The organism is Micromonospora citrea, assembly GCF_049629545.1.
Classification (GTDB): Bacteria; Actinomycetota; Actinomycetes; order Mycobacteriales; family Micromonosporaceae; genus Micromonospora; species Micromonospora citrea_A.
Map to the genome: position 1 here is coordinate 427,510 of NZ_JBNADX010000001.1, position 26,729 is coordinate 454,238.

General features: G+C 77.3%; 22 protein-coding genes, 1 pseudogene and 1 riboswitch. Of the genes and pseudogenes, 20 read left to right on the forward strand and 3 right to left on the reverse strand.

Translation table 11 applies throughout. The annotated features are described in order from the left end of the window. Positions 1–20 precede the first annotated feature (20 nt). On the forward strand, positions 21–686 hold the full coding sequence (locus ACPFP2_RS01810; protein WP_424085369.1) for a TetR/AcrR family transcriptional regulator: 666 nt from the start codon (positions 21–23) through the stop codon (positions 684–686). A 210-nt stretch (positions 687–896) separates the two neighbouring features. Here the strand turns inward: ACPFP2_RS01810 and ACPFP2_RS01815 are convergent, their stop codons facing one another. Then, positions 897–1,829: an AraC family transcriptional regulator gene (locus ACPFP2_RS01815; protein ID WP_424085371.1), complete on the reverse strand. Its 933-nt coding sequence runs from the start codon at positions 1,827–1,829 to the stop codon at positions 897–899. 81 nt (positions 1,830–1,910) lie between these two features. Between ACPFP2_RS01815 and ACPFP2_RS01820 the strand changes: the two genes are divergently transcribed. Together ACPFP2_RS01820 and ACPFP2_RS01825 are read left to right on the forward strand one after the other, a co-directional pair. Then, the gene (locus tag ACPFP2_RS01820; RefSeq protein ID WP_424085373.1) at positions 1,911–2,732 is read left to right on the forward strand and encodes an NmrA family transcriptional regulator; all 822 of its coding nucleotides are present in this window, start codon (positions 1,911–1,913) and stop codon (positions 2,730–2,732) included. Between the two features lie 48 nt (positions 2,733–2,780). Further along, entirely contained in the window at positions 2,781–3,905 is a 1,125-nt protein-coding gene (locus ACPFP2_RS01825) for an FUSC family protein (protein WP_424085374.1), read from the forward strand. 61 nt (positions 3,906–3,966) lie between these two features. Here ACPFP2_RS01825 and ACPFP2_RS01830 read toward each other — a convergent pair whose 3' ends face one another. Then, on the reverse strand, positions 3,967–4,953 hold the full coding sequence (locus ACPFP2_RS01830) for a LacI family DNA-binding transcriptional regulator (RefSeq protein ID WP_424085376.1): 987 nt from the start codon (positions 4,951–4,953) through the stop codon (positions 3,967–3,969). A gap of 155 nt (positions 4,954–5,108) precedes the next feature. Here ACPFP2_RS01830 and ACPFP2_RS01835 point away from each other — a divergent pair, with 155 nt between their 5' ends. The 3 genes from ACPFP2_RS01835 to ACPFP2_RS01845 all read left to right on the forward strand — a co-directional run bounded on the left by ACPFP2_RS01835 (position 5,109) and on the right by ACPFP2_RS01845 (position 7,742). Next, a complete protein-coding gene (locus ACPFP2_RS01835; protein ID WP_424085379.1) occupies positions 5,109–6,338 on the forward strand; it encodes an MFS transporter in 1,230 nt (409 codons plus the stop codon). Positions 6,339–6,419: 81 nt separating this feature from the next. After that, positions 6,420–7,316, forward strand: a complete 897-nt coding sequence (locus tag ACPFP2_RS01840; RefSeq protein ID WP_424085380.1) for an aldo/keto reductase — start codon at positions 6,420–6,422, stop codon at positions 7,314–7,316. 90 nt (positions 7,317–7,406) lie between these two features. After that, positions 7,407–7,742 (forward strand): hypothetical protein, encoded by a 336-nt coding sequence (locus ACPFP2_RS01845; protein WP_424085382.1) that lies wholly within the window; start codon positions 7,407–7,409, stop codon positions 7,740–7,742. A 6-nt stretch (positions 7,743–7,748) separates the two neighbouring features. Here ACPFP2_RS01845 and ACPFP2_RS01850 read toward each other — a convergent pair whose 3' ends face one another. Further along, positions 7,749–8,516 (reverse strand): MBL fold metallo-hydrolase, encoded by a 768-nt coding sequence (locus ACPFP2_RS01850; protein ID WP_424085384.1) that lies wholly within the window; start codon positions 8,514–8,516, stop codon positions 7,749–7,751. A gap of 269 nt (positions 8,517–8,785) precedes the next feature. Continuing rightward, a riboswitch (cobalamin riboswitch) is annotated at positions 8,786–8,915 on the forward strand. Positions 8,916–8,962: 47 nt separating this feature from the next. On the opposite strand from ACPFP2_RS01850, the gene ACPFP2_RS01855 reads away from it, so the two are divergent. The 14 genes and pseudogenes from ACPFP2_RS01855 to cobA all read left to right on the forward strand — a co-directional run bounded on the left by ACPFP2_RS01855 (position 8,963) and on the right by cobA (position 26,723). Further along, positions 8,963–9,091, forward strand: a complete 129-nt coding sequence (locus tag ACPFP2_RS01855) for a hypothetical protein (protein WP_363877753.1) — start codon at positions 8,963–8,965, stop codon at positions 9,089–9,091. A gap of 142 nt (positions 9,092–9,233) precedes the next feature. Further along, positions 9,234–12,902 (forward strand): cobaltochelatase subunit CobN, encoded by a 3,669-nt coding sequence (cobN, locus tag ACPFP2_RS01860; RefSeq protein WP_424085386.1) that lies wholly within the window; start codon positions 9,234–9,236, stop codon positions 12,900–12,902. Positions 12,903–12,931: 29 nt separating this feature from the next. After that, a pseudogene (locus ACPFP2_RS01865) lies at positions 12,932–15,013 on the forward strand (VWA domain-containing protein); the annotation flags it as partial. Between the two features lie 131 nt (positions 15,014–15,144). Continuing rightward, a complete protein-coding gene (gene cobO / locus ACPFP2_RS01870) occupies positions 15,145–15,756 on the forward strand; it encodes a cob(I)yrinic acid a,c-diamide adenosyltransferase (RefSeq protein WP_424085388.1) in 612 nt (203 codons plus the stop codon). Then, on the forward strand, positions 15,750–17,108 hold the full coding sequence (locus ACPFP2_RS01875) for a cobyrinate a,c-diamide synthase (RefSeq protein WP_424085390.1): 1,359 nt from the start codon (positions 15,750–15,752) through the stop codon (positions 17,106–17,108). The genes cobO and ACPFP2_RS01875 overlap by 7 nt, the downstream gene beginning before the upstream one ends. Before the next feature lie 122 nt (positions 17,109–17,230). Next, entirely contained in the window at positions 17,231–17,968 is a 738-nt protein-coding gene (cobI, locus tag ACPFP2_RS01880; RefSeq protein WP_424085689.1) for a precorrin-2 C(20)-methyltransferase, read from the forward strand. After that, the gene (cobM, locus tag ACPFP2_RS01885; protein WP_424085392.1) at positions 17,965–18,831 is read left to right on the forward strand and encodes a precorrin-4 C(11)-methyltransferase; all 867 of its coding nucleotides are present in this window, start codon (positions 17,965–17,967) and stop codon (positions 18,829–18,831) included. Before cobI ends, cobM begins: the two co-directional genes overlap by 4 nt. Then, the gene (locus ACPFP2_RS01890; RefSeq protein WP_424085394.1) at positions 18,828–19,979 is read left to right on the forward strand and encodes a cobalt-precorrin-5B (C(1))-methyltransferase; all 1,152 of its coding nucleotides are present in this window, start codon (positions 18,828–18,830) and stop codon (positions 19,977–19,979) included. The genes cobM and ACPFP2_RS01890 overlap by 4 nt, the downstream gene beginning before the upstream one ends. Then, entirely contained in the window at positions 19,967–21,331 is a 1,365-nt protein-coding gene (gene cbiE / locus ACPFP2_RS01895) for a precorrin-6y C5,15-methyltransferase (decarboxylating) subunit CbiE (RefSeq protein ID WP_424085396.1), read from the forward strand. Before ACPFP2_RS01890 ends, cbiE begins: the two co-directional genes overlap by 13 nt. Positions 21,332–21,420: 89 nt before the next feature. Then, positions 21,421–23,151, forward strand: a complete 1,731-nt coding sequence (gene cobJ / locus ACPFP2_RS01900) for a precorrin-3B C(17)-methyltransferase (protein WP_424085691.1) — start codon at positions 21,421–21,423, stop codon at positions 23,149–23,151. 47 nt (positions 23,152–23,198) lie between these two features. Then, on the forward strand, positions 23,199–23,393 hold the full coding sequence (locus tag ACPFP2_RS01905; protein WP_424085693.1) for a DUF362 domain-containing protein: 195 nt from the start codon (positions 23,199–23,201) through the stop codon (positions 23,391–23,393). Beyond that, positions 23,390–24,487 (forward strand): HoxN/HupN/NixA family nickel/cobalt transporter, encoded by a 1,098-nt coding sequence (locus ACPFP2_RS01910; protein WP_424085398.1) that lies wholly within the window; start codon positions 23,390–23,392, stop codon positions 24,485–24,487. Before ACPFP2_RS01905 ends, ACPFP2_RS01910 begins: the two co-directional genes overlap by 4 nt. After that, positions 24,484–25,080 (forward strand): precorrin-8X methylmutase, encoded by a 597-nt coding sequence (locus ACPFP2_RS01915; protein ID WP_424085400.1) that lies wholly within the window; start codon positions 24,484–24,486, stop codon positions 25,078–25,080. Before ACPFP2_RS01910 ends, ACPFP2_RS01915 begins: the two co-directional genes overlap by 4 nt. Beyond that, on the forward strand, positions 25,077–26,723 hold the full coding sequence (cobA, locus tag ACPFP2_RS01920) for a uroporphyrinogen-III C-methyltransferase (RefSeq protein ID WP_424085402.1): 1,647 nt from the start codon (positions 25,077–25,079) through the stop codon (positions 26,721–26,723). The genes ACPFP2_RS01915 and cobA overlap by 4 nt, the downstream gene beginning before the upstream one ends. Positions 26,724–26,729: the final 6 nt, after the last annotated feature.

The window sequence follows — 26,729 nt, forward strand, 5'->3', positions numbered from 1 at the left end:
ACAGCGGGAGGGAGTGCAGCATGAACGCTCGGGACGCGGCCGGTGGCGGCACCAGCGGCAGCCCTCTCAGCCGTCGCGTCGCGGCGCTGGCCGACGCGGCGATCACCCTGCTCGCCGAGGGCGGGATGCGGGCGCTCACGCACCGGGGGGTGGACGCCCGGGCCGGCGTGCCGCTCGGCACCACCTCGGCGTACCTGCGCACCCGTCAGGCGCTCATCGAGGCGGTGGTACGGCGCCTGGCCGAGCTGGACCGGGCCGACCTGACCGCGCGGGCGCTGCCCACCGGCCCGCCGCCACCGGGCCCGCCGCCCCGGCTGACCGCCGCCGACCTCGACCGGCTCGCCGCCGGCGCCGCCGAGGTGCTCGACCGCTGGCTCACCACCGACCGCGACCGCACCCTCGCCCGGTACGCCTGCCTGCTGGAAGCCGTCCACCGCCCCGAGCTGCGGTCCGTCCTGGAGCACGGCACCGCCCTGCGCGAGCAGGCCCGGGCGCTGCTGGCCGGCGCCGGGGCGGCGGACCCGCGCCGGCAGGGCGACCAGTTCGTCGCCTTCGTCGACGGGCTGCTCTTCGACCGCCTGGTCGGCGCCGGCGCGCTCAGCGCCCCACCACCCGGCACCCCGCAGAGCCGCGCCGACCTGCGAGCGGCCGTGCGCACCCTGCTCCGCGCCTTCACCGGCACCTGACCCAACCCCTCCCGCCACCCCCCGCACGAGCGCCACCGCCGCCGTCGCGTGCGGCCTCTTTCAGAGAAAGAGTGGCTATTCCGGCTCGGATAGCCACTCTTTCTCTGAAATTGCAGCGCGGGGGCGGCTCGGGAGCGGGCGTGCTCGGGGAGCCGGGCGGTCGGGAGGGGCAGAGCCAGGGGGTGGGTGGGTGCCGGGGTGTGGGGAGGGTTAGGGGATGCGGGTGCGGTGCTCGCGGGGGCTGACGCCGCGTACCCGGCGGAAGGCGGTGCTCAACGCGAACGGGCTGCCGTAGCCGACCTGGCGGGCCACCGCGGCGAGGGTGGCGTCCGGCTCCCGCAGCAGGTCGGCGGCGAGGCTCAACCGCCAGTCGGTCAGGAAGGTCATCGGTGGCTCACCGACCAGTTCGGTGAAGCGGCGGGCCAGCGCGGCCCGGGAGACGCCCACCTCGGCGGCGAGGGAGGCCACCGTCCATGCCCGGGCGGGCTCGGCGCGCAACAGCCGCAACGCCGGCCCGACCACCGGGTCGGCGTTGGCCGCGTACCAGGACGGACCCCCGCCGGGCCGGTCGAACCAGCTGCGCAGCACCGCGATCAGCAGCAGGTCGAGCAGCCGGTCCAGGACCGCCTCCTGGCCGGGAGCGTCGCGGGTCACCTCCTCGGCGAGCAGGCCGACCAGCGGGCTGTGCCACTGCTGCGCGCGGACCACCAGCAGTGGCGGCAGCGCGCCGAGCAGCCGCCGGTTGATCTCACCCGGGAGCTGGTACGTGCCGGTCAGCAGCACGGTGTCGCCCGGCGTGCCGGTGCCCCAGGTACGTACCCCCAGCCCCCACGCCGTGGCCAGCGACTCGCCGCGCAGGTCGGTGCAGCGCTGCCCGGGCTGGACGACCACCTGCGGCGGCGTGGCCGGATCGTCGGCGATGGTGTACGCGTCGGGACCGCGCAGCACCGCGACGTCCCCGGGGTGCAGCAGCTGCGCCGTGCTGCCGTCCGGCACCACCCAGGCGGTCCCGCGTACCAGGGCCACCACGGTCAGCGGCGCGCGGTCCTCGATACGCAGCGCGAACGGCGGGTCCAGCAGCGACCGGAGCAGGAACGCGCCCCGGGCCCGGGGGCCGTCGAGGAGACCGGTCAGCAGATCCACCCGGGAGATGGTAGACGCTCGCGAATGTCTCTGCGGGCCTGAGCCATTCAGCGTCTCATCGCCGGCGGGTTGACTGGCCGCATGACAGCACACCTGACGACACTCGTCCTCGGCGGCACCGGCAAGACCGGACGGCGGGTCGCGACGCGCCTGGCCGCGCGCGGCGTACCGCACCGGGTCGGCTCCCGGGCCGGCACGCCGCCCTTCGACTGGACCGACCCGGACACCTGGCCGCCGGTGCTGCGCGGCGTCGGTGCGGTCTACCTGGCGTACCAGCCGGACCTGGCCGCCCCCGGGGCGGTGGAGACGGTCGGCGCGTTCGCCCGGCTCGCGGCGGGAGAGGGCGTGCGGCGGCTGGTGCTGCTCTCCGGGCGCGGCGAGCCGGAGGCGGTCCGGGCCGAGCGGGCCGTCGCCGCGAGCGGCATCCCCACCACCGTGCTGCGGGCCAGTTGGTTCGCGCAGAACTTCAGCGAGGGGTACCTGGTGGAGCCGGTGCGCGCCGGGGTGGTGGCGTTGCCGGTCGGTGAGGTGCCGGAGCCGTTCGTCGACGTCGACGACATCGCCGACGCCGCCGTGGCCGCCCTCACCAGCGACGCGCACGCCGGCGCGACGTACGAGCTGACCGGCCCCCGGCCGTTGACCTTCGCCGAGGCGGTCGCCGAGATCGCCGCGGCCGCCGGCCGGCCGGTACGCCTGCTGCCCGTCGACATCGAGGCGTACCGGGCCGACCTCGCCGCCGCGGGCGTCCCGGCCGACGTGGTGGCGCTGCTGACGTACCTGTTCACCGAACTCCTCGACGGCCGCAACGCCCGCCCGGCCGACGGCGTCGAGCGGATCCTCGGCCGCCCGCCGCGCGACTTCCGGGCGTACGCCGAGCAGGCCGCCGGGGTCTGGCGGGCCTGACCCGCCGGCCGGGCTACGGTGGGCCCGACCCGGTGGGAGGAGGCGGCGATGCTCCGGTGGGGCTGGACGCGGGAGGCCGCCGTACGGCTGCGGCAGGGCTGGCTGCCGGTCGTCGAGGCGACCCTGGCGGCGACCGTGGCCTGGATGCTCGCCACCCGGCTGGTCGGGCACCCGCAGCCGTTCTTCGCCCCGGCCGCCGCGCTGATCGTCCTCGGTCAGGCGCGCGGGCAGCGGATGCGCCGCGCCGTCGAGGTGGTGCTCGGGGTGGCCGCCGGCGTGCTCGTCGCGGACCTGGTGGTGCAGGCGCTCGGGCCCCGCACCACCTGGACCGTCTTCACGGTCATCCTGCTGACCATCGCCCTGGCCGTGGCGATCGGCGCGAGTAGCGTCTCCGTGGTCCAGGCCGCCGTGTCGGCGCTGTACCTGGTGGTGGTCTCCCCGCCGACCGAGTCGCTCGTGCCGTTCCGCTTCGTCGACGCGCTGATCGGCGGCGCGGTGGCGCTGGTGGCCAGCCAGCTCGTCGACGTCCGGCGGCCGCTCGCCCCGCTGGTGGCCGAGTTCCGGCGCACCTTCGACGGGATGGCCGAGGTGCTGGAGGAGGTCGCCGCCGCACTCGCCGACCGGGACGAGGCGGCGGCCCTGGCCGCCCTGGACCGGGCCCGCCGGCTCGACACGGGGGTGGAGCGGTTGCGCACCGCCGTCCTCGCCGCCGGGGAGGCGCTGCGGCTGCACGTCCGCCGTCGCCGGCACATCGGCCGGCTGCGCACCGTGGACGCCTCCGTCGGCCAGATCGACTACGCGGTGCGCAACGTGCGGGTCCTCGCCCGGGCCGGGGTGACCTTCAACCGGTTGCCCGGTGCGGTGCCGGCCGAGCTGGTGGCGGCGCTGCGCGTCCTCGCCGAGGCGGTCCGCGAGGCCGGCGCGGCGCTCGCCGCCGACCTCGACGGCGCGGACGCCGACGCCGACCGGCACGCCGAGCGCGCCGACGCCGCCGCCCTGGCGGCGGTACGGGCCGTCGGTCGGCTCTTCACCCCCGGTCAGACCCTGCCGCTGGCCGTGATCGTCGGCCAGGTCCGGGCCACCGCCATCGACCTGCTGCGCGGGGTACGCACCGACGACGACGCGGCGGTGCTGGCCCGGGTGGACGAGGCGCTCGGGCTGCCCGCGCTCTGACCCGGCGCCGCCGGCGGATTCGGGGGTTACCGACACAGCGGGCCGGCGCGATCGAGCCTCATCAGGCGCTGGTGCGGCGGACGAGCGTCGACGGGAACGAGGTGACCGGCGGGACGGGCCGGCCGTCCAGCACCGCGGTGGCCGCGGCGGCGGCGATCGGGCCGACCGGGTGGCTCGCCGTGGTCAGGCCGGGCGTGCTCAGCGCGGCGTGCGGGATGTCGTCGAAGCCGGCGACCGCGACGTCGCCGGGCACCCGCACGCCGGACTCCCGGAGCCCGGCGATCACGCCCAGCGCGGTCAGGTCGCTGACCGCGAAGACGGCGTCGGTGTCGGGCCACCGGGCCAGCAGCTCACCGGCGGCCGCCCGCCCCCGGCCGGCGGTGAAGTCACCGGTGACCAGGCGGACCGGCAACCCGGCCGCCCGCATGATCCGCCGGTACGCCCCGACGGAGCGGCCGGCGCAGGACAGCCACCGGGGGCCGGTCACCATCGCGATCCGGCGGCGGCCGGAGGCGTACAGGTGGTGGACGATCTGGCTGGCCCCGCCCGCGTTGTCCACGTCGAAGCTGGGCACCGTCGCGGAGCCGATGCCGATCGAGGCGACCCGGCCCCGCAGCCGGGCCGGGACCGCGTCGAGCAGCGGCTCGGTGGTGTTCACCAGCACCACTGCGGCCACGCCCCGGTCCTCCGCGACGCGCCGCAGGGCGGCCGGGTCGTGCAGCGGCAGCCAGTGCAGCACCACGCCGGCCGGGTACGGCGCGCAGGCCGCCGCGGCGGCGCCGACGACCCGGTCGACGTACGGGTCGTCCAGGACGTCCCGGGTGGCGCCGGAGACCGCCACGACCAGCCGTACGCCGGCGCCGCGGACCAGCGCCCGGGCCGCCGGGTTCGGCACGTACCCGAGGTGGTCGACGGAGGCGCGGACCCGTTCCCGGGCGGCCGGCGAGGCGAACCCGGTGCCCGCGACCACCCGGGACGCGGTCGAGCGGGACACGTCCGCCAGCCGGGCCACGTCGTCGAGGGTGGCCGGGCGGTGCGGCGACGGCATGTGGTCCTCCACCTCGTCGGAGACGGTGATGGGAGCGCTCTCCCGCCTCCGATCATGCCCTGCCGGGCGGCGAGCGGGTAAGGGGCGGGGCGGCTTGTGCTGGTAGCGCTTCCAGGTGTGCGATCGTCGGGCACGACACCGACGAGAGGAACCCCGTGAGGTCAGCCGACCCGGTCACCGCACCGCCCGCGCCCGCCGTACCCCCGGCGGTGCTCGCCGCCCGTACCGGCGTGGCGGTGGTCTTCGCCCTCAACGGTCTCGCCGTCGCGTCCTGGTTCGCCCGGGTCCCCGCCGTCCGCGAGTCCCTCGACCTCAGCCCGGGGCGGCTCGGCCTGCTGCTGGTCGCCATGTCGGTCGGCGCGATGCTCGCGCTGCCGACCGCCGGGCTGGTCGCCCAACGCCTCGGCGCAGCCCGGGCGGTGGTGTTCGCCACGGTGCTGGTCTCCCTCGGCCTGGTCGTGGTCGGGCTGGCCGCCGGGGTCGCCGGCTCGCTGCCCGGGGTGGCGGTCGGCCTCTTCGCGCTCGGCTACGGCTCGGGCACCTGCGACGTGGCGATGAACGTCGAGGGCGCGGCGGTGGAGCGGCGGCTCCGACGCACGATCATGCCCCGGTTCCACGCCGCCTGGAGCCTCGGCTCGGTCGCCGGCGCCGGGCTCGGCGCGGGCGCCGCGCGGCTCGGCGTGCCGATCGCCGCGCACCTGGGCCTGCTGGCCGCGGTGGTGCTCGGCGGCACCCTGCTCGGCGCACGGGCGTTCCTGCCCGCGCAGCGCCCCGAACCCGGCCAGGCCGGCGCGAAGGCCCGGCGCGGCGGGCTGCTCGCCGCGTGGCGGGAGCCGCGCACCCTGCTCGTCGGCGCGCTGGTCATGGTCATGGCGTTCACCGAGGGCACCGCCAACGACTGGGTCGCCGTCGCCTTCATCGACGGGTACGGCGTCAGCGAGGCGGCCGGCGCGGCCGTCTTCGCCGTCTTCGTCGCCGGCATGACCCTGGGCCGCACCGCGGGCACCGTCGCCATCGACCGGTGGGGGCGGGTGCCCGTGCTGCTCGGCACGATCCTGCTGGCCGCCGCCGGCGCGGGCCTGGCGGTGCTCGCCGGCAACGGGCCGGTGGCGATCGTCGGGGTGGCGCTCTGGGGGCTCGGCGCCTCGCTCGGCTTCCCGGTCGGGATGAGCGCCGCCGCCGACGACGAGGACCGTGCGCCGCACCGGGTCAGCGTGGTCGCGGCGATCGGCTACACGGCGTTCCTGGCCGGCCCGCCGCTGCTCGGCCTGCTCGGCGACCGGGTCGGGACGCTGCGCGCGCTGCTGGTGGTGCCGCTGCTGCTGATCCCGACGCTGGCCCTGGTGCCGGCGACCCGCCCGCCGGCGCACCGATCCAGCACATAGAACCTAACAGTGGGCGGCCGTCGCCGGTATCGGGCGCGCGGCCGACTGCGCGGCCCCACCGGGGCTGGCTAGGGTCGCCGGATGCCAGTCGACGAGATCACCGCGGCTGCCGCGGGCAGCTGGACCCTGGGCGAGAAGACCGTGCACCGGATGGGCTTCGGCTCCATGCGGACCACCCCCGACCCCGACCCGACGCGCGCGATCGGCGTGCTGCGCCGCGCCGTCGAGCTGGGTGTGAACCACATCGACACGGCGGCGTTCTACGTCTCGCCCGGCGGCACCCTCAACGTCGGCGACGGCCCCGCCCGGTACGCCACCGAGCTGATCCGCGCCGCCCTCGCGCCGTACCCGGAGCACCTGGTGATCACCACCAAGGTCGGCTTCGGGTACGACCCGGCGCACGGCCTGCACGAGGACACCTCGCCGGCGGGGCTGCGCGCCCAGGTGGAGGAGAACCTGCGCCGACTCGGCCGCGACCACCTGGACGTGGTGAACCTGCGCATCGTCCGGCGGCCGGGACGGGACTCCGTCGCCGAGGCCTTCGGCGCCCTCGCCGACCTGCGCGAGGCCGGGCTGATCCGGCACCTGGGCCTGTCCAACGTGCGGCTCGACCACCTGGACGAGGCCCAGTCGATCGCCCCGGTGGTCTGCGTGCAGAACGCCTACGCCGTCGACAACCGGGGCGAGCAGGACCCGCTGCTGCGCGAGTGCGGGGCACGAGGGGTGGCGTACGTGCCGTTCTTCGCGCTGGCCGGCACACGGCGGGAGTCCGGCGCGGTGGCCGTGCACGCCGCCGCCGTGCACGCCGTCGCCCGCGCGCACGGGGTCACCCCGCACCAGGTGCGCCTCGCCTGGACCCTGCACCGGGGGCCGCACGTGCTGGCCATTCCCGGCACCGGCGACCCGGAGCACCTGGCGCAGAACATCGCCGCCGGGGCGCTGCGCCTGAGCGACGAGGAGATGACCGCGCTCGGCTGACCCCGGTCAGGTCGTCGTCAGCGGCCTCGCAGCCTCCTGCCAGGTTCGGGTGCTCCACTGGAGGGCAGGCCGAGAGGGAAGGAGCGGGAGATGGGCTGGTTCAGCCGACGGTCCCGGGCCGCCGAGGGGACCCCGACCAGGCTCGACCGGGAGGCCACCCGGGAGGACCTCGCGGCGCTGGAGGCGTTCGTGACCAGCCGGCACGGCGTGGAGTTCTACCTCGAACCGGAGACCACCGCCACCGACACCACGGTGGTGGCGATCGCCCACGACGGCGAGTGGATCCGTCGCCGGACCGGCTCGCCGCGGACGGCGGCGAAGCTGGCCCACCGGCACGCGGTGCCGCTCTACGAGGCGGCACGGACCGGCTACCCGGAGCGGATGCGCGCCTGGAACCGGGCCCACCCGGAGCGGCGGATGCGCTGACCCGGCTCAGGCCAGCGCGGCGCGCGCCTCGGCCAGGGTCATCGGCTCCGAGTGGCTGGAGACGTACCAGCCGTAGGCGTCGTCGAGCAGCCCTCGGACCAGCGCCAGGTCGGGGCCGTCGTCCGGCCCGCGCAGGTGCGCCGGCGGCGGGTACCAGCAGTCGCCGAGCAGCATCACCCCGGAGTCCGGCACCAGCACCGCCGTGGAGTCCGGGGCGTGCCGGCCCCCGACGTGCCGCAGTCGTACGCCGGTGGGCAGTTCCAGCTCGTCGGTGAAGGTGCGGGTCGGCGGCAGCACCGCGAAGCCGTCGAAGGTCTCCATGGCCAGGGCCCGGGCCCGGAAGCTGGGCCCGAGCCGGGGCTCGGCGCGGACCTGCTCGCGCAGGTAGCGGTGGCTCCACGGCCGGGCCGCCTCGGCGCGCAGCAGCGACTCCCCGGCGACGTGGCCGACGATCTCCACACCCGGCCAGGCGCAGGCGCCCCAGACGTGGTCCCAGTGGTGGTGGGTGTAGACCAGCCAGCGCGGCGCGGGCAGCCCCGTCGCGGCCAGCGCGGCGCGGATCTCCCGGGCGTGGGCCGGGCTCTGGCCGGCGTCGACCAGCACGCCGCCCCGCTCGTCGGTGATCAGCGCCACGCCGGCCTGGACGGCGAGCGGGTCCGGGTCTCCGGGCAGCAGCCAGACCCGCCCGGTCAGGTGCTGGAACGTCGTGCCGCTGATGGCCCGGCCCTCCTCCGCTCGACCATGGTGGTCGATCCCGGCCGATGGTAGGCGCACCGCCGACGCCCCGCTGCCCCGTGGACGTCGCTGACCGGCCGATACGCCGTCGCGCCGGGTCGGTCGCCCGGCCCCGCCGGCCGGCCCCGACGACGGGCCGCGCGGCGTCGGGGTGGCCCGGGCGCGGGATGCGGACGCATCGATCGCGCGCCGGTGTCCACTGCGGAGCGGGCACCGAAGCGATCGACCGCCGTCGACGTCGACCGGTGGTGGGGCGGCGTTGACCCGGCGGCGACGGGTGTGGCAGCATTCGCGGCCTGACGGCAGTGAAGGAAGCCGGTGCGATTCCGGCGCGGTCCCGCCACTGTCACCGGGGAGCGATCCCCCCTCGTGAGTCACGGCCGTGCGTCTGCGGTTGGAAGGCCGGGGGAGAGCGTCGATCCGGGAGCCAGGATACTTCGGCCGTCGGGAGTGACCCCAGGGCGTGGACACCCGAGGAGGACCCGATGACGCGCAGCGTCTCCACCGTCGACGACACCCGTCGTACCCGTGCCGGGCGCGCCGCCGCGCCCCTGCCCGGCCGTGCCGGGGCCGCTCCCGGCCCACGCGCCGACCGTTCCGCCGTTCACCGCTGAGTCCCGCACCGCGCCGTCCGCGCCCACCGGCTGACCGCCGGTGAAGCGGTCGGCCGCTCGTCGTACCCGCTGAACCGCGCCCGCCCCCCGCCCCGCCCGACCGCCCCCGCGCCGGTCCGGGTGTCACTCTCCGGAGCCGTCCGTGCGCATCCTGCTGCTCTCCACCGCCGACACCGACCTGCTCGCCGCCCGCGCCGGCGCCGCCGACTACCGGCTGGCCAACCCCGCCCGGGTCGACGTCGACGCCGTGCCGGCCCTGCTCGACGGGGTCGACCTGGCCGTCGTACGGCTGCTCGGCGGCCGGCAGGCGTGGCCCGACGGGCTCGCCGCGGTGCTCGCCTCCGGCGTGCCCACCGTGGTGCTCGGCGGCGAGGCGGTGCCCGACGCCGCGCTGATGGCGGCCTCCACGGTGCCCGCCGGAGTGGCCGCCGAGGCGCTGTCCTACCTGGTCGAAGGGGGCCCGGACAACCTGGCCCAGCTGGCCCGGTTCCTCTCCGACACGGTCCTGCTCACCGGCGAGGGCTTCGCCCCGCCCGCGCCCACCCCGGCGTACGGGATCCACGGCGACCGGCCGGCCCACCCGGGCCGGCCCACCGTCGGCATCGTCTTCTACCGGGCGCACGCCCTGGCCGGCAACACCGGCTTCGTCGACGCGCTCGCCGACGCGGTCGACGCGGCCGGCGCCGACCCGCTGCCGATCTTCTGCGGCTCGCTGCGCGGACTCGCCCCCGGCGACGGGCCGCTGGAGCTCTTCGCCCGCTGCGACGCCCTGGTGGTGACCGTGCTCGCCGCCGGTGGGGCGGTCGCCGCCGACGCCTCCGGCGGGGGCGACGACGACGCCTGGGACGTCGGGGCGCTCGCCGCCCTCGACGTGCCGATCGTGCAGGCGCTCTGCCTGACCAGCACCCGCGAGCAGTGGGCCGACAGCGACGCCGGACTCTCCCCGTTGGACGCCGCCATGCAGGTGGCCATCCCCGAGTTCGACGGCCGGATCGTCACCGTGCCGTTCTCGTTCAAGCGGATCGACGCCGACGGGCTGTCGGTCTACGCCGCCGACGCCGAACGGGCCGCCCGGGTGGCCGGCATCGCCGTACGCCAGGCCCGGCTGCGCCACGTGCCGAACGCCGAGAAACGCCTCGCCGTCGTGCTCAGCTCCTACCCGACGAAGCACTCCCGGGTCGGCAACGCCGTCGGCCTGGACACCCCCGCCTCGGCGGTGCGGCTGCTCGCCGCCCTCGCCGCCGCCGGCTACCACCTCGGTGACGCGCCGGCGCCCACCGACGGCGACGCGCTGATCCACGCGCTGATCGCCGCCGGCGGGCACGACGTCGAGTGGCTCACCCCCGAGCAGCTCGCCGCCGCCGAGGCCCGGGTGCCGCAGGAGACCTACCGGCGCTGGTTCGCGCAGGTGCCCGCCGGGCTGCGCGAGCGGATGCGCCAGCACTGGGGCGAACCGCCCGGCGAGCTGTACACCGACGGCGGCGACGTGGTGCTGGCCGGGCTGCGCTTCGGCAACGTCACCCTGCTGATCCAGCCGCCACGGGGCTTCGGGGAGAACCCGATCGCCATCTACCACGACCCGGACCTGCCGCCGAGTCACCACTACCTGGCCGCGTACCGGTGGCTGGCCGCGCCGGTGGCCGACGGCGGCTTCGGCGCGGACGCGGTGGTGCACCTCGGCAAGCACGGCACCCTGGAGTGGCTGCCCGGCAAGGGCCTCGGGCTCGCCGCCGACTGCGCCCCCGACGCCGTCCTGGGCGACCTGCCGCTGGTCTACCCGTTCATCGTCAACGACCCCGGCGAGGGCACCCAGGCCAAGCGTCGCGCCCACGCCGTCGTCGTGGACCACCTCGTGCCGCCGATGGCCCGCGCCGAGACGTACGGGGACCTGGCGAAACTCGAACAGCTGCTGGACGAGTACGCCACCGTGCAGGCCCTCGACCCGGCCAAGGTGCCCACCGTGCGGCAGCAGATCTGGCAGCTCGTCCGCGCCGCCGAACTGCACCACGACCTGCACCAGCAGGACATGCCGGCGGCCGACGACTTCGACGACTTCGTGCTGCACCTCGACGGCTACCTCTGCGAGGTCAAGGACGTGCAGATCCGCGACGGTCTGCACGTGCTGGCCGAGGCGCCCACCGGCGAGGCCCGGGTCAACCTCGTGCTCGCGGTGCTGCGCGCCCCGCAGGTCTGGGGCGGCACCCGCGCCCTGCCCGGCCTGCGCCAGGCGATCGCCGCCGGCCACGGCCTCGACGAGCAGACGCTGCTCGCCGCGCCGGGGCAGCGGGTGACCGTGCCGCAGACGCTGACCGACGCCGTGGACGGCCCCTCGGCCACCGCCGCCGACGCGATCGACCTGATCGAAGGGCTGGCCCGCCGCCTCGTCGTCGGCATGGAGACCCTCGACTGGGACGCCGGCAAGGTCGACGCCGTGGTCGAGGAGGTCGTCGGCCGGCCCGTCCCCGACGCCGCCGAGGTGCTGCGCTTCGCCGCCCGCGAGGTGGTGCCCCGGCTGGCGCGCACCACCGACGAGATCGACCGGGTGCTCGGCGCGCTGGACGGCCGGTTCGTGCCGCCCGGCCCGTCCGGCTCCCCGACCCGGGGTCTGGTCAACGTGCTGCCGACCGGCCGGAACTTCTACTCCGTCGACCCGAAGGCGATCCCCAGCCGCAACGCCTGGGACGTCGGGGTGGCGCTGGCCGACTCGCTGCTCGCCCGGCACCTCGCCGACACCGGGGCGTACCCGCGCTCGGTGGGGCTGACCGTCTGGGGCACCAGCGCGATGCGGACCCAGGGCGACGACATCGCCGAGATCCTCGCCCTGCTCGGCTGCCGGCCGGTCTGGGACGAGCGCTCCCGCCGGGTCACCGGCGTCGAGGTGGTGCCCCTGGTCGAGCTGGGTCGCCCCCGCGTCGACGTCACCGTCCGCATCTCCGGCTTCTTCCGCGACGCCTTCCCGCACGTGGTCACCCTCATCGACGACGCGGTGCGGCAGGTCGCCGCCCTCGACGAGCCGGCCGAGGAGAACTACGTCCGGGCGCACGTCGCCGCCGACGTGGCCGGGCACGGCGACGAGCGCCGGGCCACCGCCCGGATCTTCGGCTCCAAGCCCGGGGCGTACGGGGCCGGACTGCTGCCGCTGATCGACGCCCGCAACTGGCGCACCGACGCCGACCTGGCCGAGGTGTACGCGGTCTGGGGCGGCTACGCGTACGGCCGGGGGCTGGACGGGCGGGAGGCCCGCGCCGACATGGAACGCTCCTTCGCCCGGATCGCCGTCGCGGTGAAGAACCAGGACACCCGCGAGCACGACATCGTCGACTCCGACGACTACTTCCAGTACCACGGCGGGATGGTGGCGATGGTCCGCCACCTCACCGGCGCCGCCCCGGCCGCGTACGTCGGGGACTCGGCGGTGCCGCACGACGTGCGTACCCGCACGCTCGGCGAGGAGACCCGGCGGGTGTTCCGGGCCCGGGTGGTCAATCCGAGGTGGATCGCCGCGATGCGCCGGCACGGCTACAAGGGCGCGTTCGAGCTGGCCGCCACCGTGGACTACCTGTTCGGCTACGACGCCACCGCCGGGGTGGTCGACGACTGGATGTACGAGCACCTGGCCGACGCGTACGTCTTCGACGCCGAGACCCGCGCCTTCCTGGAGCGGTCCAACCCGTGGGCGCTGCGCGGCATCACCGAACGCCTGCTGGAGGCCGCCGACCGGGGGCTGTGGGCCAGGCCCGAGCCGGCGACGCTCGACCGGCTCCGCGAGACGTACCTGACCAGCGAGGGCGACCTGGAGGAGGCACAGTGAGCGCATACCCGTTCTCGGCGGTGCTCGGCATGGACGACATGCGCCTGGCCCTGCTGCTCAACGCGGTCAGCCCGGCCATCGGCGGGGTGCTCGTCCGGGGCGAGAAGGGCACCGCCAAGTCCACCGCCGTACGGGCCCTCGCGGCGCTGCTGCCCCCGGTGGACCGGGTGGCCGGCTGCCGCTTCGGCTGCGACCCGGCCGCTGCGGACCCCGGCTGCCCCGACGGGCCGCACCCGGCCGGGTCGCCGGCCGAGCGCCGACCGGCCCGCCTGGTCGAGCTGCCGGTCGGCGCCGCCGAGGACCGGGTGGTCGGCTCGCTCGACCTGGAGAAGGCCCTCGCCGAGGGGGTACGCGCCTTCGAGCCGGGACTGCTCGCCGCCGCCCATCGCGGCGTGCTCTACGTCGACGAGGTCAACCTGCTCCACGACCACCTGGTCGACCTGCTGCTCGACGCCGCCGCGATGGGCCGCTGCCACGTCGAGCGGGAAGGCGTCTCGGTCAGCCACGCCGCCCGGTTCCTGCTGGTCGGCACGATGAACCCGGAGGAGGGGGAGCTGCGCCCGCAGCTGCTCGACCGGTTCGGGCTCACCGTCGAGGTGGCCGCCAGCCGCGACCCCGCCGTACGGGTCGAGGTGGTCCGCCGGCGGCTCGCCGCCGACGCGGACCCGGCCGGCTTCGCCGCCGGCTGGGCCGACGCCGACGCGCAGGTCGCCCGCCGGGTGGCCGCCGCCCGGGCGCGGCTGGCGCACGTGCTGCTGCCCGACACGGCGCTGCGGCAGATCGCCGAGGTGTGTGCCGCGTTCGACGTCGACGGCATGCGCGCCGACATCGTGACCGCCCGTACCGCCGTCGCGCACGCCGCCTGGCAGGGCCGGGAGCGGGTGACGGCCGAGGACGTCCGGGTGGCCGCCCGGCTGGCCCTGCCGCACCGGCGTCGCCGGGACCCGTTCGACACCCCCGGCCTGGACGACAAGCGGCTCGACGAGGCGCTGGAGCGGGCCCGCGAGGAACACCCCGACGACCCGGACGACGACGGCCCGGGCGGCGGTCCGGCACCCGGCGGTCCGGGCGGCCCGGGTGGGCCCGGTGGCCCATGCGGTCCCGGCGGGCCGGGCGGCGACGGCGGGCCGGGCGGCGACGGCGGGCCGGGCGGTGACGGCGGGCCGGGCGGCGACGGCGGGCCGGGCGGTGACGGCGGGCCGGGCGGTGACGGCGGGCCGGGCGGTGACGGCGACCCGCGCGACGACCGGGCCGGTGGACCGGAGCGCGCCGACGCCGCCGGGCACCGCGCCGGTGACGACGGCGGGCCGAGCGCCGGGGCGGACGCGCGCCGGGCCCAGCCGGTCGCCGTACCCGAGCAAGGGTTGAAGGCGCGGCTGTTCACCGCGCCCGGGGTCGGCGACGGCGTGCCCGGGCGGCGGTCGCGGGCGCGGACCGGGCGGGGCCGGACCACCGGGGCGCGGGTGCCCGCCGGCCGCGCCGGCGCGCTGCACCTGCCGGCGACGCTGCGAGCCGCCGCCCCGCGCCAGGCCGGCCGGGGCCGGCTCGACGGGCCGCTCGTGCTGCGCCCCGACGACCTGCGCGAGGCGGTCCGGGAGGGACGCGAGGGCAACCTGGTGCTCTTCGTGGTCGACGCCAGCGGGTCGATGGGGGCCCGGCAGCGGATGGCCGCCGTCAAGGGCGCGGTGCTCGCCCTGCTCACCGACGCCTACCAGCGCCGCGACAAGGTCGCGGTGGTCGCGTTCCGGGCCACCGGCGCGCAGGTCCTGCTGCCGGCCACCTCCTCCGTGCTGGCCGCCTCGGCACGACTGGCCGAGCTGCCCACCGGCGGGCGCACCCCGCTCGCCGAAGGGCTGCTCGCCGCCGCCGAGCTGCTGCGGGTGGAGCGGCTGCGCGACCCGCGCCGCCGCCCCCTGGTGCTGGTGGTCACCGACGGCCGGGCCACCGCCGGGGCACGCCCGCTGGACCGGGCCGCCCGCGCGGCGGCCGTGCTGGCCGCCACCGGCGCGCCCTGCGTCGTCGTCGACTGCGAGTCCGGGCCGGTCCGCCTCGGCCTGGCCCGCCGCCTCGCCACCCAGCTCGACGCGGACCACCACCCGCTCGACGCGGTGGCCGCCGACCCGCTCGCCAACCTCGCCACCCACCCCGCCGCGCCGTCGCGTCCCCGGGCGCTGCCGGTGTCCCCGTCGCGGGCGGCCCGGAGCCGTCCGCCGTCCGCCACGATCACGAGGAGTGTCGCCTGATGCCGCAGGGCAAGCCGTCCCACGTACCGGCCGACGGGTTGACGACCCGGCAGCGGCGCAACCGCCCGCTGGTCGTCGTCCACACCGGAACCATGAAGGGCAAGTCGACCGCCGCGTTCGGGCTGGCGCTGCGGGCCTGGACCGCCGGGCTGCCGATCGGGGTGTTCCAGTTCGTCAAGAGCGCCCGCTGGCGGGTGGGCGAGGAGGCCGCGTTCCGGGCCCTCGGCGAGGTGCACGAGCGCACCGGCCAGGGCGCGCCGGTCGCCTGGCACAAGATGGGCGAGGGCTGGTCGTGGATCCAGCGCGGCGGCGAGGCCGACCACGCCGCCGACGCCCTGGAGGGCTGGCGGCAGATCCAGCGGGACCTCGCCGCGCAACGCTACGGCCTGTACGTGCTCGACGAGTTCACCTATCCGATGACGTGGGGCTGGGTGGACGTCGACGAGGTGGTGCGGACCCTCGCCGAGCGGCCCGGCTTCCAGCACGTGGTGATCACCGGCCGGGACGCCGACCCGCGCCTGGTCGAGGCGGCCGACCTGGTCGCCGAGCTGACCAAGGTGAAGCACCCGATGGACGCCGGCCAGAAGGGCCAGAAGGGCATCGAGTGGTGACCGACGAGTGGGCGCTGCCCCGGCTGGTGGTCGCCGCCCCGGCCAGCGGACACGGCAAGACCACGGTGGCCACCGGGCTGCTCGCCGCGCTGCGCCGCCGGGGCCTGACCGTCAGCCCGCACAAGGTCGGCCCCGACTACATCGACCCCGGCTACCACGCGCTCGCCGCCGGCCGGCCCGGCCGCAACCTCGACCCGTGGCTGGTCGGCGAGGAGCGGATCGCGCCGCTGCTGCGGCACGGCGCCCGCGTCCCCACCCCCGCCGACATCGCCGTCGTCGAGGGCGTGATGGGCCTGCACGACGGCGCGGTCGGCCGGGCCGCGTACGCCTCCACCGCCCACGTCGCCCGGCTGATCGACGCGCCGGTCGTGCTGGTCCTCGACACCACCGCGCAGGGCCGCTCCGCCGCCGCCCTGGTGCTCGGCATGCGCGCCTTCGACCCCGACGTGCGCGTCGGTGGCGTGATCCTCAACCGGGTCGGCTCCCCCCGGCACGAGGCGCTGCTGCGCGACGCCCTCGCCGAGGTGGGCGTACCGGTGCTCGGGGCGGTCACCCGCGCCGTCGAGGTCGCCGCGCCCGCCCGCCACCTCGGGCTGGTGCCGGTCGCCGAGCGGGCCCCGCAGTCCCTGGCCGTCGTCGAGGCGCTGGCCGGCCTGGTCGAGTCCACCGTCGACCTCGACGACGTGCTCGACCTGGCCCGCTCGGCCCCACCGCTGACCGTCGACGCCTGGGACCCGGGCGTCGCCGTCGGCGGCCCGGCCGGCGCCGGCCGTCCGGTGGTCGCGGTCGCCGGTGGGCCGGCCTTCACCTTCTCGTACGCCGAGACACCCGAACTGCTCGCCGCGGCCGGGGCCACCGTGGTCACCTTCGACCCGCTGCGCGACCCCGCCCTGCCGGCCGGCACCCGGGCCGTGGTCATCGGCGGCGGCTTCCCCGAGGTGCACGCCGAGGCCCTCGCGGCCAACACCGCGCTGCGCGCCGACCTCGCCGACTTCGACGGGCCGCTCGTCGCCGAGTGCGCCGGGCTGCTCTACCTCGGCCAGGCCCTCGACGGCGTGCCGATGTGCGGGCGGCTGCCGCACACCGCCCGGATGACCGGCCGGCTCACCCTGGGCTACCGCGACGCCGTCGCCGCCACCGACTCCCCGGTCCACCCCGCCGGCGAGCCGGTACGCGGACACGAGTTCCACCGCACCACCACCGACCCCGGGTACGGCGACCGGCCGGCGTGGCGCTGGGACGACAGCCCGCACGGCTTCGTCGCCGGCCGGGTGCACGCCTCCTACCTGCACACCCACTGGGCCGGCCGCCCGTCGGCCGCCCGCCGCCTGGTCGAGGCGGCGAGCCGGTGACCGCCCACGCCGACCACCCGACGGGGGACCGGCCCGCCGACAGCCGGGGCCCGAGCGCGTCCTACGGCGGCCGGGACGAGGGTGCGCCGGGTCCCGGCCGGGGCGGTGCCGGGGCCGGCACGTTGACCGGGGTCGGCGTCGGGCCGGGTGACGCGGACCTGCTCACCCTCCGGGCGGTACGGGTGCTGCGCGAGGCCGACCTGGTGGTCGTACCGGTGCTGGACCGGCTCGCCTCGGACGCGGACGCGCCCCGGGGCCGTGCCGAGGCCACGGTGCGGGCGCACGTCCCGGCCGACCGGCTGCGCCGGCTGCCGTTCGCCCTCGACGACCGGGGCGGGGTGACCACCCGCCGGGAGGCCGCGTGGGACGCGGCGGCGGCGGCCGTGGTCGCCGCCCTCGACGAGGGGGCCCGCACGATCGCCTTCGCCACCATCGGCGACCCGAACGTCTACTCCACCTTCGGCTACCTGGCGCAGAGCGTGCGCGCCCTGCGCCCGGCGGTCGAGGTGCGCACCGTCCCCGGGATCACCGCCATGCAGGACCTCGCCGCCCGCAGCGGCGTGCCGCTCTGCGAGGGCCGGGAGCCGCTCACCCTGCTGCCGGCCACCGCCGGGCTCGCGCTCGTCGACGACGCCCTCGCCGGCCCCGGCACCGTCGTGGTCTACAAGGGCTGGCGACGCCACGCCGAGCTGGTCGACGCGCTGCGCCGGCACGGCCGGCTCCCCGACGCGGTGCTGGGCCGGGGCCTGGGCCTGCCCGACGAGCGGATCGGTCCGGTCGACCGGGCCGACGACGACCTGCCCTACCTGTCGACGCTGCTGGTCCCGGCCCGCCGGGACCGGCGGGGAGGAAAGCTGTGACCAACGCGAAGGTGTGGTTCGTCGGGGCCGGCCCCGGCGCCGCCGACCTGCTCACCCTGCGCGCCGCGCGGGTGATCGCCGAGGCCGACGTGGTGATCTGGGCGGCCAGCCTGGTGCACGCGGACGTCCTCGCCCACGCCCGCCCCGACGCCGAGATCGTCGACTCCTCCCAACTGCCCATCGAGGGGGTGCTGCCGCTGTACCGGCGGGCCGCCGCCGAGGGGCTGACCGTGGCCCGGATCCACTCCGGCGACCCGGCGCTGTGGGGCGCGGTGCAGGAGCAGCTCGACCTCTGCCGCGCCCTCGACCTGGCCGTGGAGATCGTGCCGGGGGTCTCCTCGTTCACCGCCGTCGCCGCGATCGTCGGCCGGGAGCTGACCATCCCCGAGGTGGCCCAGTCGGTCATCCTCACCCGGCTCGAGGGCGGCAAGACGCCGATGCCGCCGGGGGAGCGGGTCCGCGAGTTCGCCCGGCACGGCACGACCATGGCGCTCTTCCTCTCCGCGGCCCGCTCCGGGCAGGCCCAGGCCGAGCTGCTCGCCGGCGGCTACCCCGCGCACACCCCGGTGGTGGTGGCGTACCAGGCGACCTGGCCGGACGAGCTGGTGGTCCGCTGCACCCTCGGCGAGCTGGAGGCCACGGTCAAGGAGCACAAGCTCTGGAAGCACACCCTCTTCCTGGTCGGTCCGGCCCTCGCCGCCACCGGCACCCGTTCGCACCTCTACCACCCCGGGCACTTCCACACCTTTCGCCGGGCCGAGCCGGCCGCCCGCGCCGAGCTGCGCCGCTCCCGGGCGGTGGCCCCGCCGGTGGGCGCCGCCGACCGTCCGGCGTCACCCGGGGCGGGCGGGCTGCCGCGATGACGTACGCCGAGCCGCCGCTGCGCGAGCCGGACCTGCCGCGTACCGCGAAGGTCCGGCCGACCGCGCTGCGCACCGGCTGGACCACCGGCGCCTGCGCGACGGCGGCGGCGAAGGCGGCGGTGACCGCGCTGCTCACCGGCGCCCCGCAGCGGGAGGTGGAGATCGGGCTGCCGGCCGGCCGGCGGGTGCGCTTCACCGTGCACCGCTGCGACTTCAGTCCGCTGCCCGACGCGCACGCCGAGGCGGTGGTGGTCAAGGACGCCGGGGACGACCCGGACGTCACCCACGGCGCGCACCTCACCGCCACCGTCGGCTGGCACGACCGTCCCGGTCTCCAGCTCGACGCAGGGCCCGGCGTCGGCACGGTCACCAGGCCGGGGCTCGGCCTGGCCGTCGGCGGTCCGGCGATCAACGACACCCCGCGCCGCATGATCGGCGAGGCGGTCGCCGAAGTGGTGGACCTGACCGAGGTGGGCGTCCGGGTGGTGATCAGCGTGCCGGGCGGGGAGGTGATGGCCCGCAAGACCACCAACCGGCGGCTCGGCATCCTCGGTGGCATCTCCATCCTCGGCACCACCGGGATCGTCCGGCCCTTCTCCACCGCCTCCTGGCGGGCCAGCGTGGTGCAGGCGGTGCACGTGATGGCCGCGCAGGGTGAGCGGACGGTGGTGCTGTGCACCGGTGGGCGTACCGAGCGGGCCGCCCGGGAACTCCTGCCGGAGCTGCCCGAGGTCTGCTTCGTCGAGGTCGGCGACTTCACCGGCGCGGCGGTCACCGCCGCCGTCGGTGACGCGATGACCGGTGTGGTCTTCGTCGGCATGGCCGGCAAGCTCGCCAAACTCGCCGCCGGGATCCTGATGACCCACTACACCCGCTCGAAGGTGGACCTGTCGCTGCTCGGCGCGGTCACCGCCGAGGCCGGCGGTGACGCCGACCTGGTGGCGGCGGTCGCGGCGGCCAACACCGGGCGGCACGCGTACGAGCTGTGGGAGGCCGCCGGCCTGCTCGGCCCCGCCGGTGACCTGCTCTGCCGCCGGGTACGTCAGGTGCTGCGCCGCTTCGCCGGGCACGGCGTCGCCGTCGACGTGGCCATGGTGGACTTCACCGGATCCCAGGTGGTCGCCTCCTCGGGGCGGTGGTCCGGGTGACCGCCCCGACCGGCTCCGGCGACGGCACGGGCCCGGCCGCCGACCGCCGCGCCGTCGCCGCACCCGCCGGCCTCCCGGACGCCTCCGCGAGCGCGCAGGCGGACCGCCGGCAGACCGGGGCGGTGAGCCCGGCGGTCACCGTGGTCGGGATCGACGCCGCCGGCCGGCCGCCGCACCCCGACGCGCACGACGCGCTGGCCCGGGCGCGCCTCGTCGTCGGAGCGGCCCGCCACCTGGCCGCCCTGCCGGCGCCGCCGGGCTGCCCCACCGTCGTGCTCGGGCCGCTCGCCCCCGCGCTGGCCCGGCTCGCCGCCGCCGTCGCGGCCGGAGCGCCGGCGGTCGTGCTGGCCAGCGGCGACCCCGGGCTCTTCGGCATCGTCCGCCGGTTGCGGGCCGCCGGGCTGCCGGTGCGGGTGCTGCCGGCGGTCTCCAGCGTCGCCGCCGCGTTCGCCCGCGCCGGGCTCGACTGGGACGGCGCGGCCGTGCTCACCGCGCACGGCCGTGACCCGGGGCCCGCCCTCAACGCCTGCCGGGCGCTGCCCGCCGTCGCGGTGCTCACCGCTCCCGGCGCCGGGGCCGCCGAGATCGGGGCCGGGCTGGCCGGCTGGCCCCGCCGCCTCGTGGTCGCCGAACACCTCGGCACCGACGCCGAACGGGTCACCTGGACCACCCCGGAGCAGGCCGCCACCCGGGCCTGGGCCGACCCGCACGTGCTGCTCAGCCTCGCCCCGACACCCGCCCCCGCCCCGTCCGCCCCGCCCGGTGTCGGGCCGATGCGGACGGACAACCAGCCGGCCGCCGCACCGCCCGGCGGCTGGGCGCTGCCCGAGTCCGCGTACCACCATCGCGACTCCATGATCACCAAGGCGGAGGTACGCGCCCTCGCGGTGGCCCGGCTGCGTCCCCGCCTCGGCCGGCTCGTCTGGGACGTCGGCGCGGGCAGCGGCTCCGTCGGCATCGAGTGCGCCCTGCTCGGCGCGGCCGTCATCGCCGTGGAGCGGGACCCGGACGCGCCGGTCGCGGCGAACGCCGCCCGGCACGGGGTGCAGGTACGGGTGGTGACCGGCCACGCCCCGGCGGCCCTGCGCGACCTGCCCGACCCCGACGCCGTCTTCGTCGGCGGAGGCGGCACCGACGTGCTCGCCGCGGTGGCCGCCCGCCGCCCCGGGCGGGTGGTGCTCACCCTCGCCGCGCTGGACCGGGTCGCGCCCGCCGTCCACCTGCTGCGCGACGCCGGCTACGCCGTCGACGGCAGCCAACTCTCCGCCGCCCGCCTGGCCGACCTGCCCGGCGGATCCCTGCGGCTCGCCGCCACCAACCCGGTGGTCGTGCTCACCGGGGAGCGCCCGTGACCCGGCCGGACCGCCACCCACTCGGACCAGGAGCGCCCGTGGACCACCCTGTCGACACCGCCGCGAGCGGCCCGGTGACCGTCGGATCCGTGACGGCCACCGCGCCGACCGGCCCGGTGACCGTCGGACTCGTGGCGGCCACCGCCGCCGGCCGCCGGCACGCCCGGATCCTCGCCGACGCCTGGCCGCACGCCCGGCTCGTCGAGTCCGCCGGCGTGGCCGACGCGCTGCGCACCGCGTGGACGGAGTGCAGCGCGGTGGTGGCGTTCCTGGCCACCGGGGCGGTCGTGCGGATCCTCGCGCCGCTGCTCGACGACAAGCGCACCGACCCGGCGGTGGTGGTCGTGGACGAGGCGGCACGGCACGCCGTCGCCCTGCTCGGCGGGCACGCGGGCGGCGCCAACACCCTCGCCGGCGAGGTGGCCGCGCTGCTCGACGCCCGCCCGGTGGTCACCACCGCCACCGACGCCGTCGGCCTGCCCGGGCTGGACACCCTGGGCTGGCCGGTCGAGGGGGCGGTCGCGGCGGTGTCCCGGGCGATCCTCGACGGCGAACCGGTCCGGCTGCTCGCCGACGCCACCTGGCCGCTGCCCGCCCTGCCACCGAACGTCCTGGTCCAGACCGCCACCACCGACCGGGACGGCGGGACCACCGGCGGCTGGCGGTTGCTGGTCACCGACCGGATCGTGCCGCTGGACGACCGGACCGCCGTGCTGCGACCACCCTCGCTGGTCGCCGGGATCGGCTCCAGTCGGGGCGTCCCCGCCGCCGAGGTGTCCGACCTGCTGCACCGGGTGCTGGCCGACGCCGGCCTCGCCCCGGCCAGCCTGCGCTGCCTGGCCAGCGTGGACCTCAAGGCCGACGAGGAGGGCATCCTGGCGACCGCCCGCGCGCTCGGCGTACCCCTGGAGACCCGACCGGCGGCGGAGCTGGCGGCGGTCGACGTGCCGCACCCCAGCGAGGTGGTCCGCGCCGTGGTCGGCACCCCCAGCGTCGCCGAGGCCGCGGCGCTGGCCGGCGGCGGCACCCTGCTGGTGCCGAAGACCGCCTCGGCGATGGCGACCGTCGCGGTCGCCCGGCACGCCCCGCGCGGCCGGCTGGCGGTCGTCGGTCTCGGCCCGGGCGCGCCCGACCTGCGCACCCCGCGCGCGGTCGCCGAGCTGCGCCGGGCCGCCGTGGTCGTCGGCCTCGACCAGTACGTCGACCAGGTCCGCGACCTGCTGCGTCCGGGCACCCGGGAGCTCGTCAGCGGTCTCGGCGCGGAGGAGGAACGGGCCCGCGCCGCCGTCGCCGAGGCCACCGCCGGGCAGGCGGTGGCGCTGGTCGGCTCCGGCGACGCCGGGGTGTACGCGATGGCCAGCCCCGCCCTGGAGTACGCCGACGCGCGCGTCGACGTGGTCGGGGTGCCCGGGGTGACCGCCGGCCTCGCCGCCGCCGCCCTGCTCGGCGCGCCGATCGGCCACGACCACGTGTACCTGAGCCTGTCCGACCTGCACACCCCGTGGGAGGTCATCGAGCGGCGGGTGGCCGCCGCCGCCGAGGCGGACCTGGTCGCGCTGCTGTACAACCCGCGCAGCCGGGCCCGGGACTGGCAGCTCGGGGCGGTGCTGAAGACCTTCGCCGCGCACCGCCCGCCGCAGACCCCGGTCGGCGTGGTGCGCAACGCCAGCCGCGCCGGCGAACAGGTCCACCTGGCCACCGTCTCCACGCTCGACCCCGCCGTGGTCGACATGTACAGCGTGGTGGTGGTCGGCAGCTCGCAGACCCGGGTGCTCGCCGGCCGGATGGTCACCCCGCGCGGCTACCGGTGGCAACGGTGACCGCGCCGGCCGCGTCGACGCCGCCGACCGCCGTCGTCGCGCCGGACCTGCCCGCGCCCGTGCGCATCGAGGCCTGCCAGGGCTGCGGCGCCTGCCTGCTCACCTGCCCGACGCACGCTATCCGTCCCGTCCCGCTCGGGCTGACCGTCCGCGCCGACCGGTGCACCGGCTGCCTGGAGTGCCTGGAGATCTGCCCGGTGGACGCCATCCGCGCCACCGCCGAACCCCGAGGAGAGCGATGACCCCGATCCCGACCGCCGCCCCACCGGTGGGCCGGTGGAGCCGTGCCGAGCGGGTCCGCCTCGGCGGCGTGGTGCTCGCCGTCGCCGCCCTGCACGTCGCGGGCTGGACCCTCTACCTGTACTGGAACGACCAGCCGGCGGCGGCCGGCGGGCTGGCCGGGGCCGGCGCGCTGGCGTACGCGCTCGGCGTGCGGCACGCCTTCGACGCCGACCACATCGCCGCCATCGACGACACCACCCGGCTGATGCTGCTGCGCGGCCGGCGCGCGGTCGGTGTCGGGTTCTTCTTCGCCCTCGGGCACAGCGCGGTGGTGCTGCTGCTCGCCCTGGTGATCGGGCTCGCCTCGGCGAGCATGACCGAGCGGGGTCTGGCCGGTGTCCGCGAGGTCGGCGCGGTGGTGGCGGCGGCCACCGCCACCGCCTTCCTGCTGCTGGTCGCCGGGCTCAACGCGGCCGTGCTGGCCGGGCTGGTGAAGCTGTGGCGTCGGTTGCGGGCCGGCGCGCTCGACGAGTCCGAGCTGGACCTGATGCTGCTCAACCGGGGTCTGGTGCACCGGATCCTCGGCTCCCGCGCCCGGTCGTTGGTGCGCTCCTCCTGGCACATGGCCCCGGTCGGCTTCCTCTTCGGACTCGGCCTGGAGACGGCCAGCGAGGTCACCCTGCTGTCGTTGTCGGCGAGCACCGCCGCGGCCGGCGGCCTGCCGGTGCTGGCCCTGCTCACCCTGCCGCTGCTCTTCGCCGCCGGGATGTCGGCCATGGACACCGCGGACAGCCTGCTGATGGCCCGCGCCTACTCGTGGGCGTACCGGCAGCCGGCGCGACGGCTCTGGTACAACCTCGCCACCACCGGCATGACCGTCGTCGTCGGCGCCCTGGTCGCCAGCGTCTACCTGTCCGGCCTGCTGGCCGAGCACCTCGGCGTGACCGTGCTGTCCGGTTACGCCGCGCTCGGCGACCACTTCGAGCAGCTCGGCTACGTGGTGGTGGCGCTCTTCGCGTTGGCCTGGGGTGGCGCGGTGGCGCTGTGGAAGCTGCGCGGGCACGACCGGCGCTACGGCCGTGGCGTCGACGCGGGCGCGGAGGCCGGCTCGTGACCCGCGTCGTGCACCCGATCGAGGCGGAGTCGTACCGGATCCTGCGCTCCCGGGTCGACCTGACCCACCTGCCGCCGCTGACCCGGGCGGTCACCGAACGGGTGGTGCACGCCAGCGCCGACCTGGCGTACGTCACCGAGCTGGTCTGCGACGAGGCGGCGCTGGCCGGCGGCCTGGCCGCGCTGCGCGCCGGAGCGCCGATCGTCACCGACGTGTGGATGGTCGCCGCCGGCATCACCCGCGCCGGACGGGACATCGTCTGCCCGGTCGCCGAGCCGGCCACCGCAGAGCGGGCCGCCGCCACCGGGCTGACCCGCTCGGCCGCCGCCGTCCGCATCGCCCTGGACCGGGTGGGCCCGGGCGCGGTCTGGGTGGTCGGCTGCGCGCCGACCGCGCTGGAGGAACTGATCACCCTGGACGCGGTGCCCGCCCTCGTGGTGGGACTGCCGGTCGGCTTCGTCGGCGCCGCCGAGTCCAAGGCGGCGCTGCGGGCCGGCGGCCTGCCCGCCGTGTCCAACGTCGGCGAGAAGGGCGGCTCGGCGGTCGCCGCCGCCGCCCTCAACGCCCTGCTCTACCAGGAGGAGACGCCATGACCGCGCTGGTCATCGTCGGGCACGGCACGCGCAGCGCGGCCGGGGTCGACCAGTTCGCCGCGCTCGTCGACCGGGTCCGCCGCCGGGCCGCCGACCGGGTCGGCGACGTCGAGGGCGGCTTCATCGAGCTGTCCCGCCCACCGCTCACCGACGCGGTGACCGCGCTCGTCGACCGGGGACACCGCAGCCTGGTCGCGCTGCCGCTGGTGCTCACCGCCGCCGGGCACGGCAAGGGCGACATCCCCGCCGCGATGGCCCGCGAGCAGGAGCGCCACCCGGGCCTGACCTACCGGTACGGCCGACCGCTCGGCCCGCACCCGTTGCTGCACACCGCGCTGGAGGAGCGGATCGACGCCGCCCTGGCCGGCGCGGACCGGGGCGGCACCTGGGTCGCGCTGATCGGGCGTGGCTCCACCGACCCGGACGCCAACGCCGAGGTGGCCAAGGTGGCCCGGCTGCTCTGGGAGGGGCGTGGGTACGCCGGTGTCGAGCCGGGCTTCATCTCCCTGGCCGAGCCGTCCGTGCCTGCGGTGCTCCAGCGGCTGCGCCGCCTCGGCGCCCGGCGCGTCGTCGTCGCCCCGTACTTCCTCTTCGCCGGGGTGCTGCCGGACCGGATCGTCGCGCAGTCGAGGGCCTTCGCCGCCGCGCACCCCGACCTCGACGTGCGGGTCGCCGACCTGATCGGCGACTGCGACGCGCTGGCCGACCTGGTCCTGGAACGCCACGCCGAGGCGCTGGGCGGGGACATCCGGATGAACTGCGACACCTGCGCGTACCGGGTGCTGATGCCGGGCTTCGCCGACAAGGTGGGCCGGCCGCAGACCCCGCACGACCACCCCGACGACCCGGTCGGCGGCCACCACCACCACGACGGCGGCGGCCACCACCACGGTCACCACCACCACGGGCCGGGCCTGCGCCCCGGGCAGGTCGCCGTGGTCGGCGGCGGGCCCGGCGCCGACGACCTGATCACCGTACGCGGCAGGGCACTGCTGGACAGCGCGGACGTGGTGGTGGCCGACCGGCTCGCCCCGCAGGGGCTGCTCGCCGGGCTCCGCCCCGACGTGCTGGTCGTCGACGCCGCGAAGGTGCCGCGCGGGCCGTCGATGGCGCAGGACGCGATCAACGACGCCCTGGTCACGCACGCCCGCGCCGGCCGGCGGGTGGTCCGGCTCAAGGGCGGCGACCCGTACGTCTTCGGCCGGGGCCACGAGGAGGTCCAGGCGTGTGCGGCGGCCGGGATCGAGACCGTGCTGGTGCCCGGGGTCAGCAGCGCGCTCGCCGCGCCCGCCCTGGCGGGGGTGCCGGTCACCCACCGGGGCGTCGCCCACGACCTCACCGTCGTCTCCGGGCACCTGCCACCGGGGCACCCCGACTCGCTGGTGGACTGGGTGTCGCTGGGCCGTGCCCGGGGCACCCTGGTGCTGTTGATGGCGGTCGACACCATCTCCAAGATCGCGGCGGTGCTGATGGAGCACGGTCGCGCCCCGGACACCCCCGTGCTGGTGGTACGCGACGCCGGACACCCGCAGCAGCGGGCCTGGGCGTCCCGGCTGGACGAGGTGGGCGAGCTGGCCGCCCGGGAGGACGTCCGGCCGCCGTCGGTCTTCGTCCTCGGCCCGGTGGTGGGGCTGCGCGGCTGACCGGCG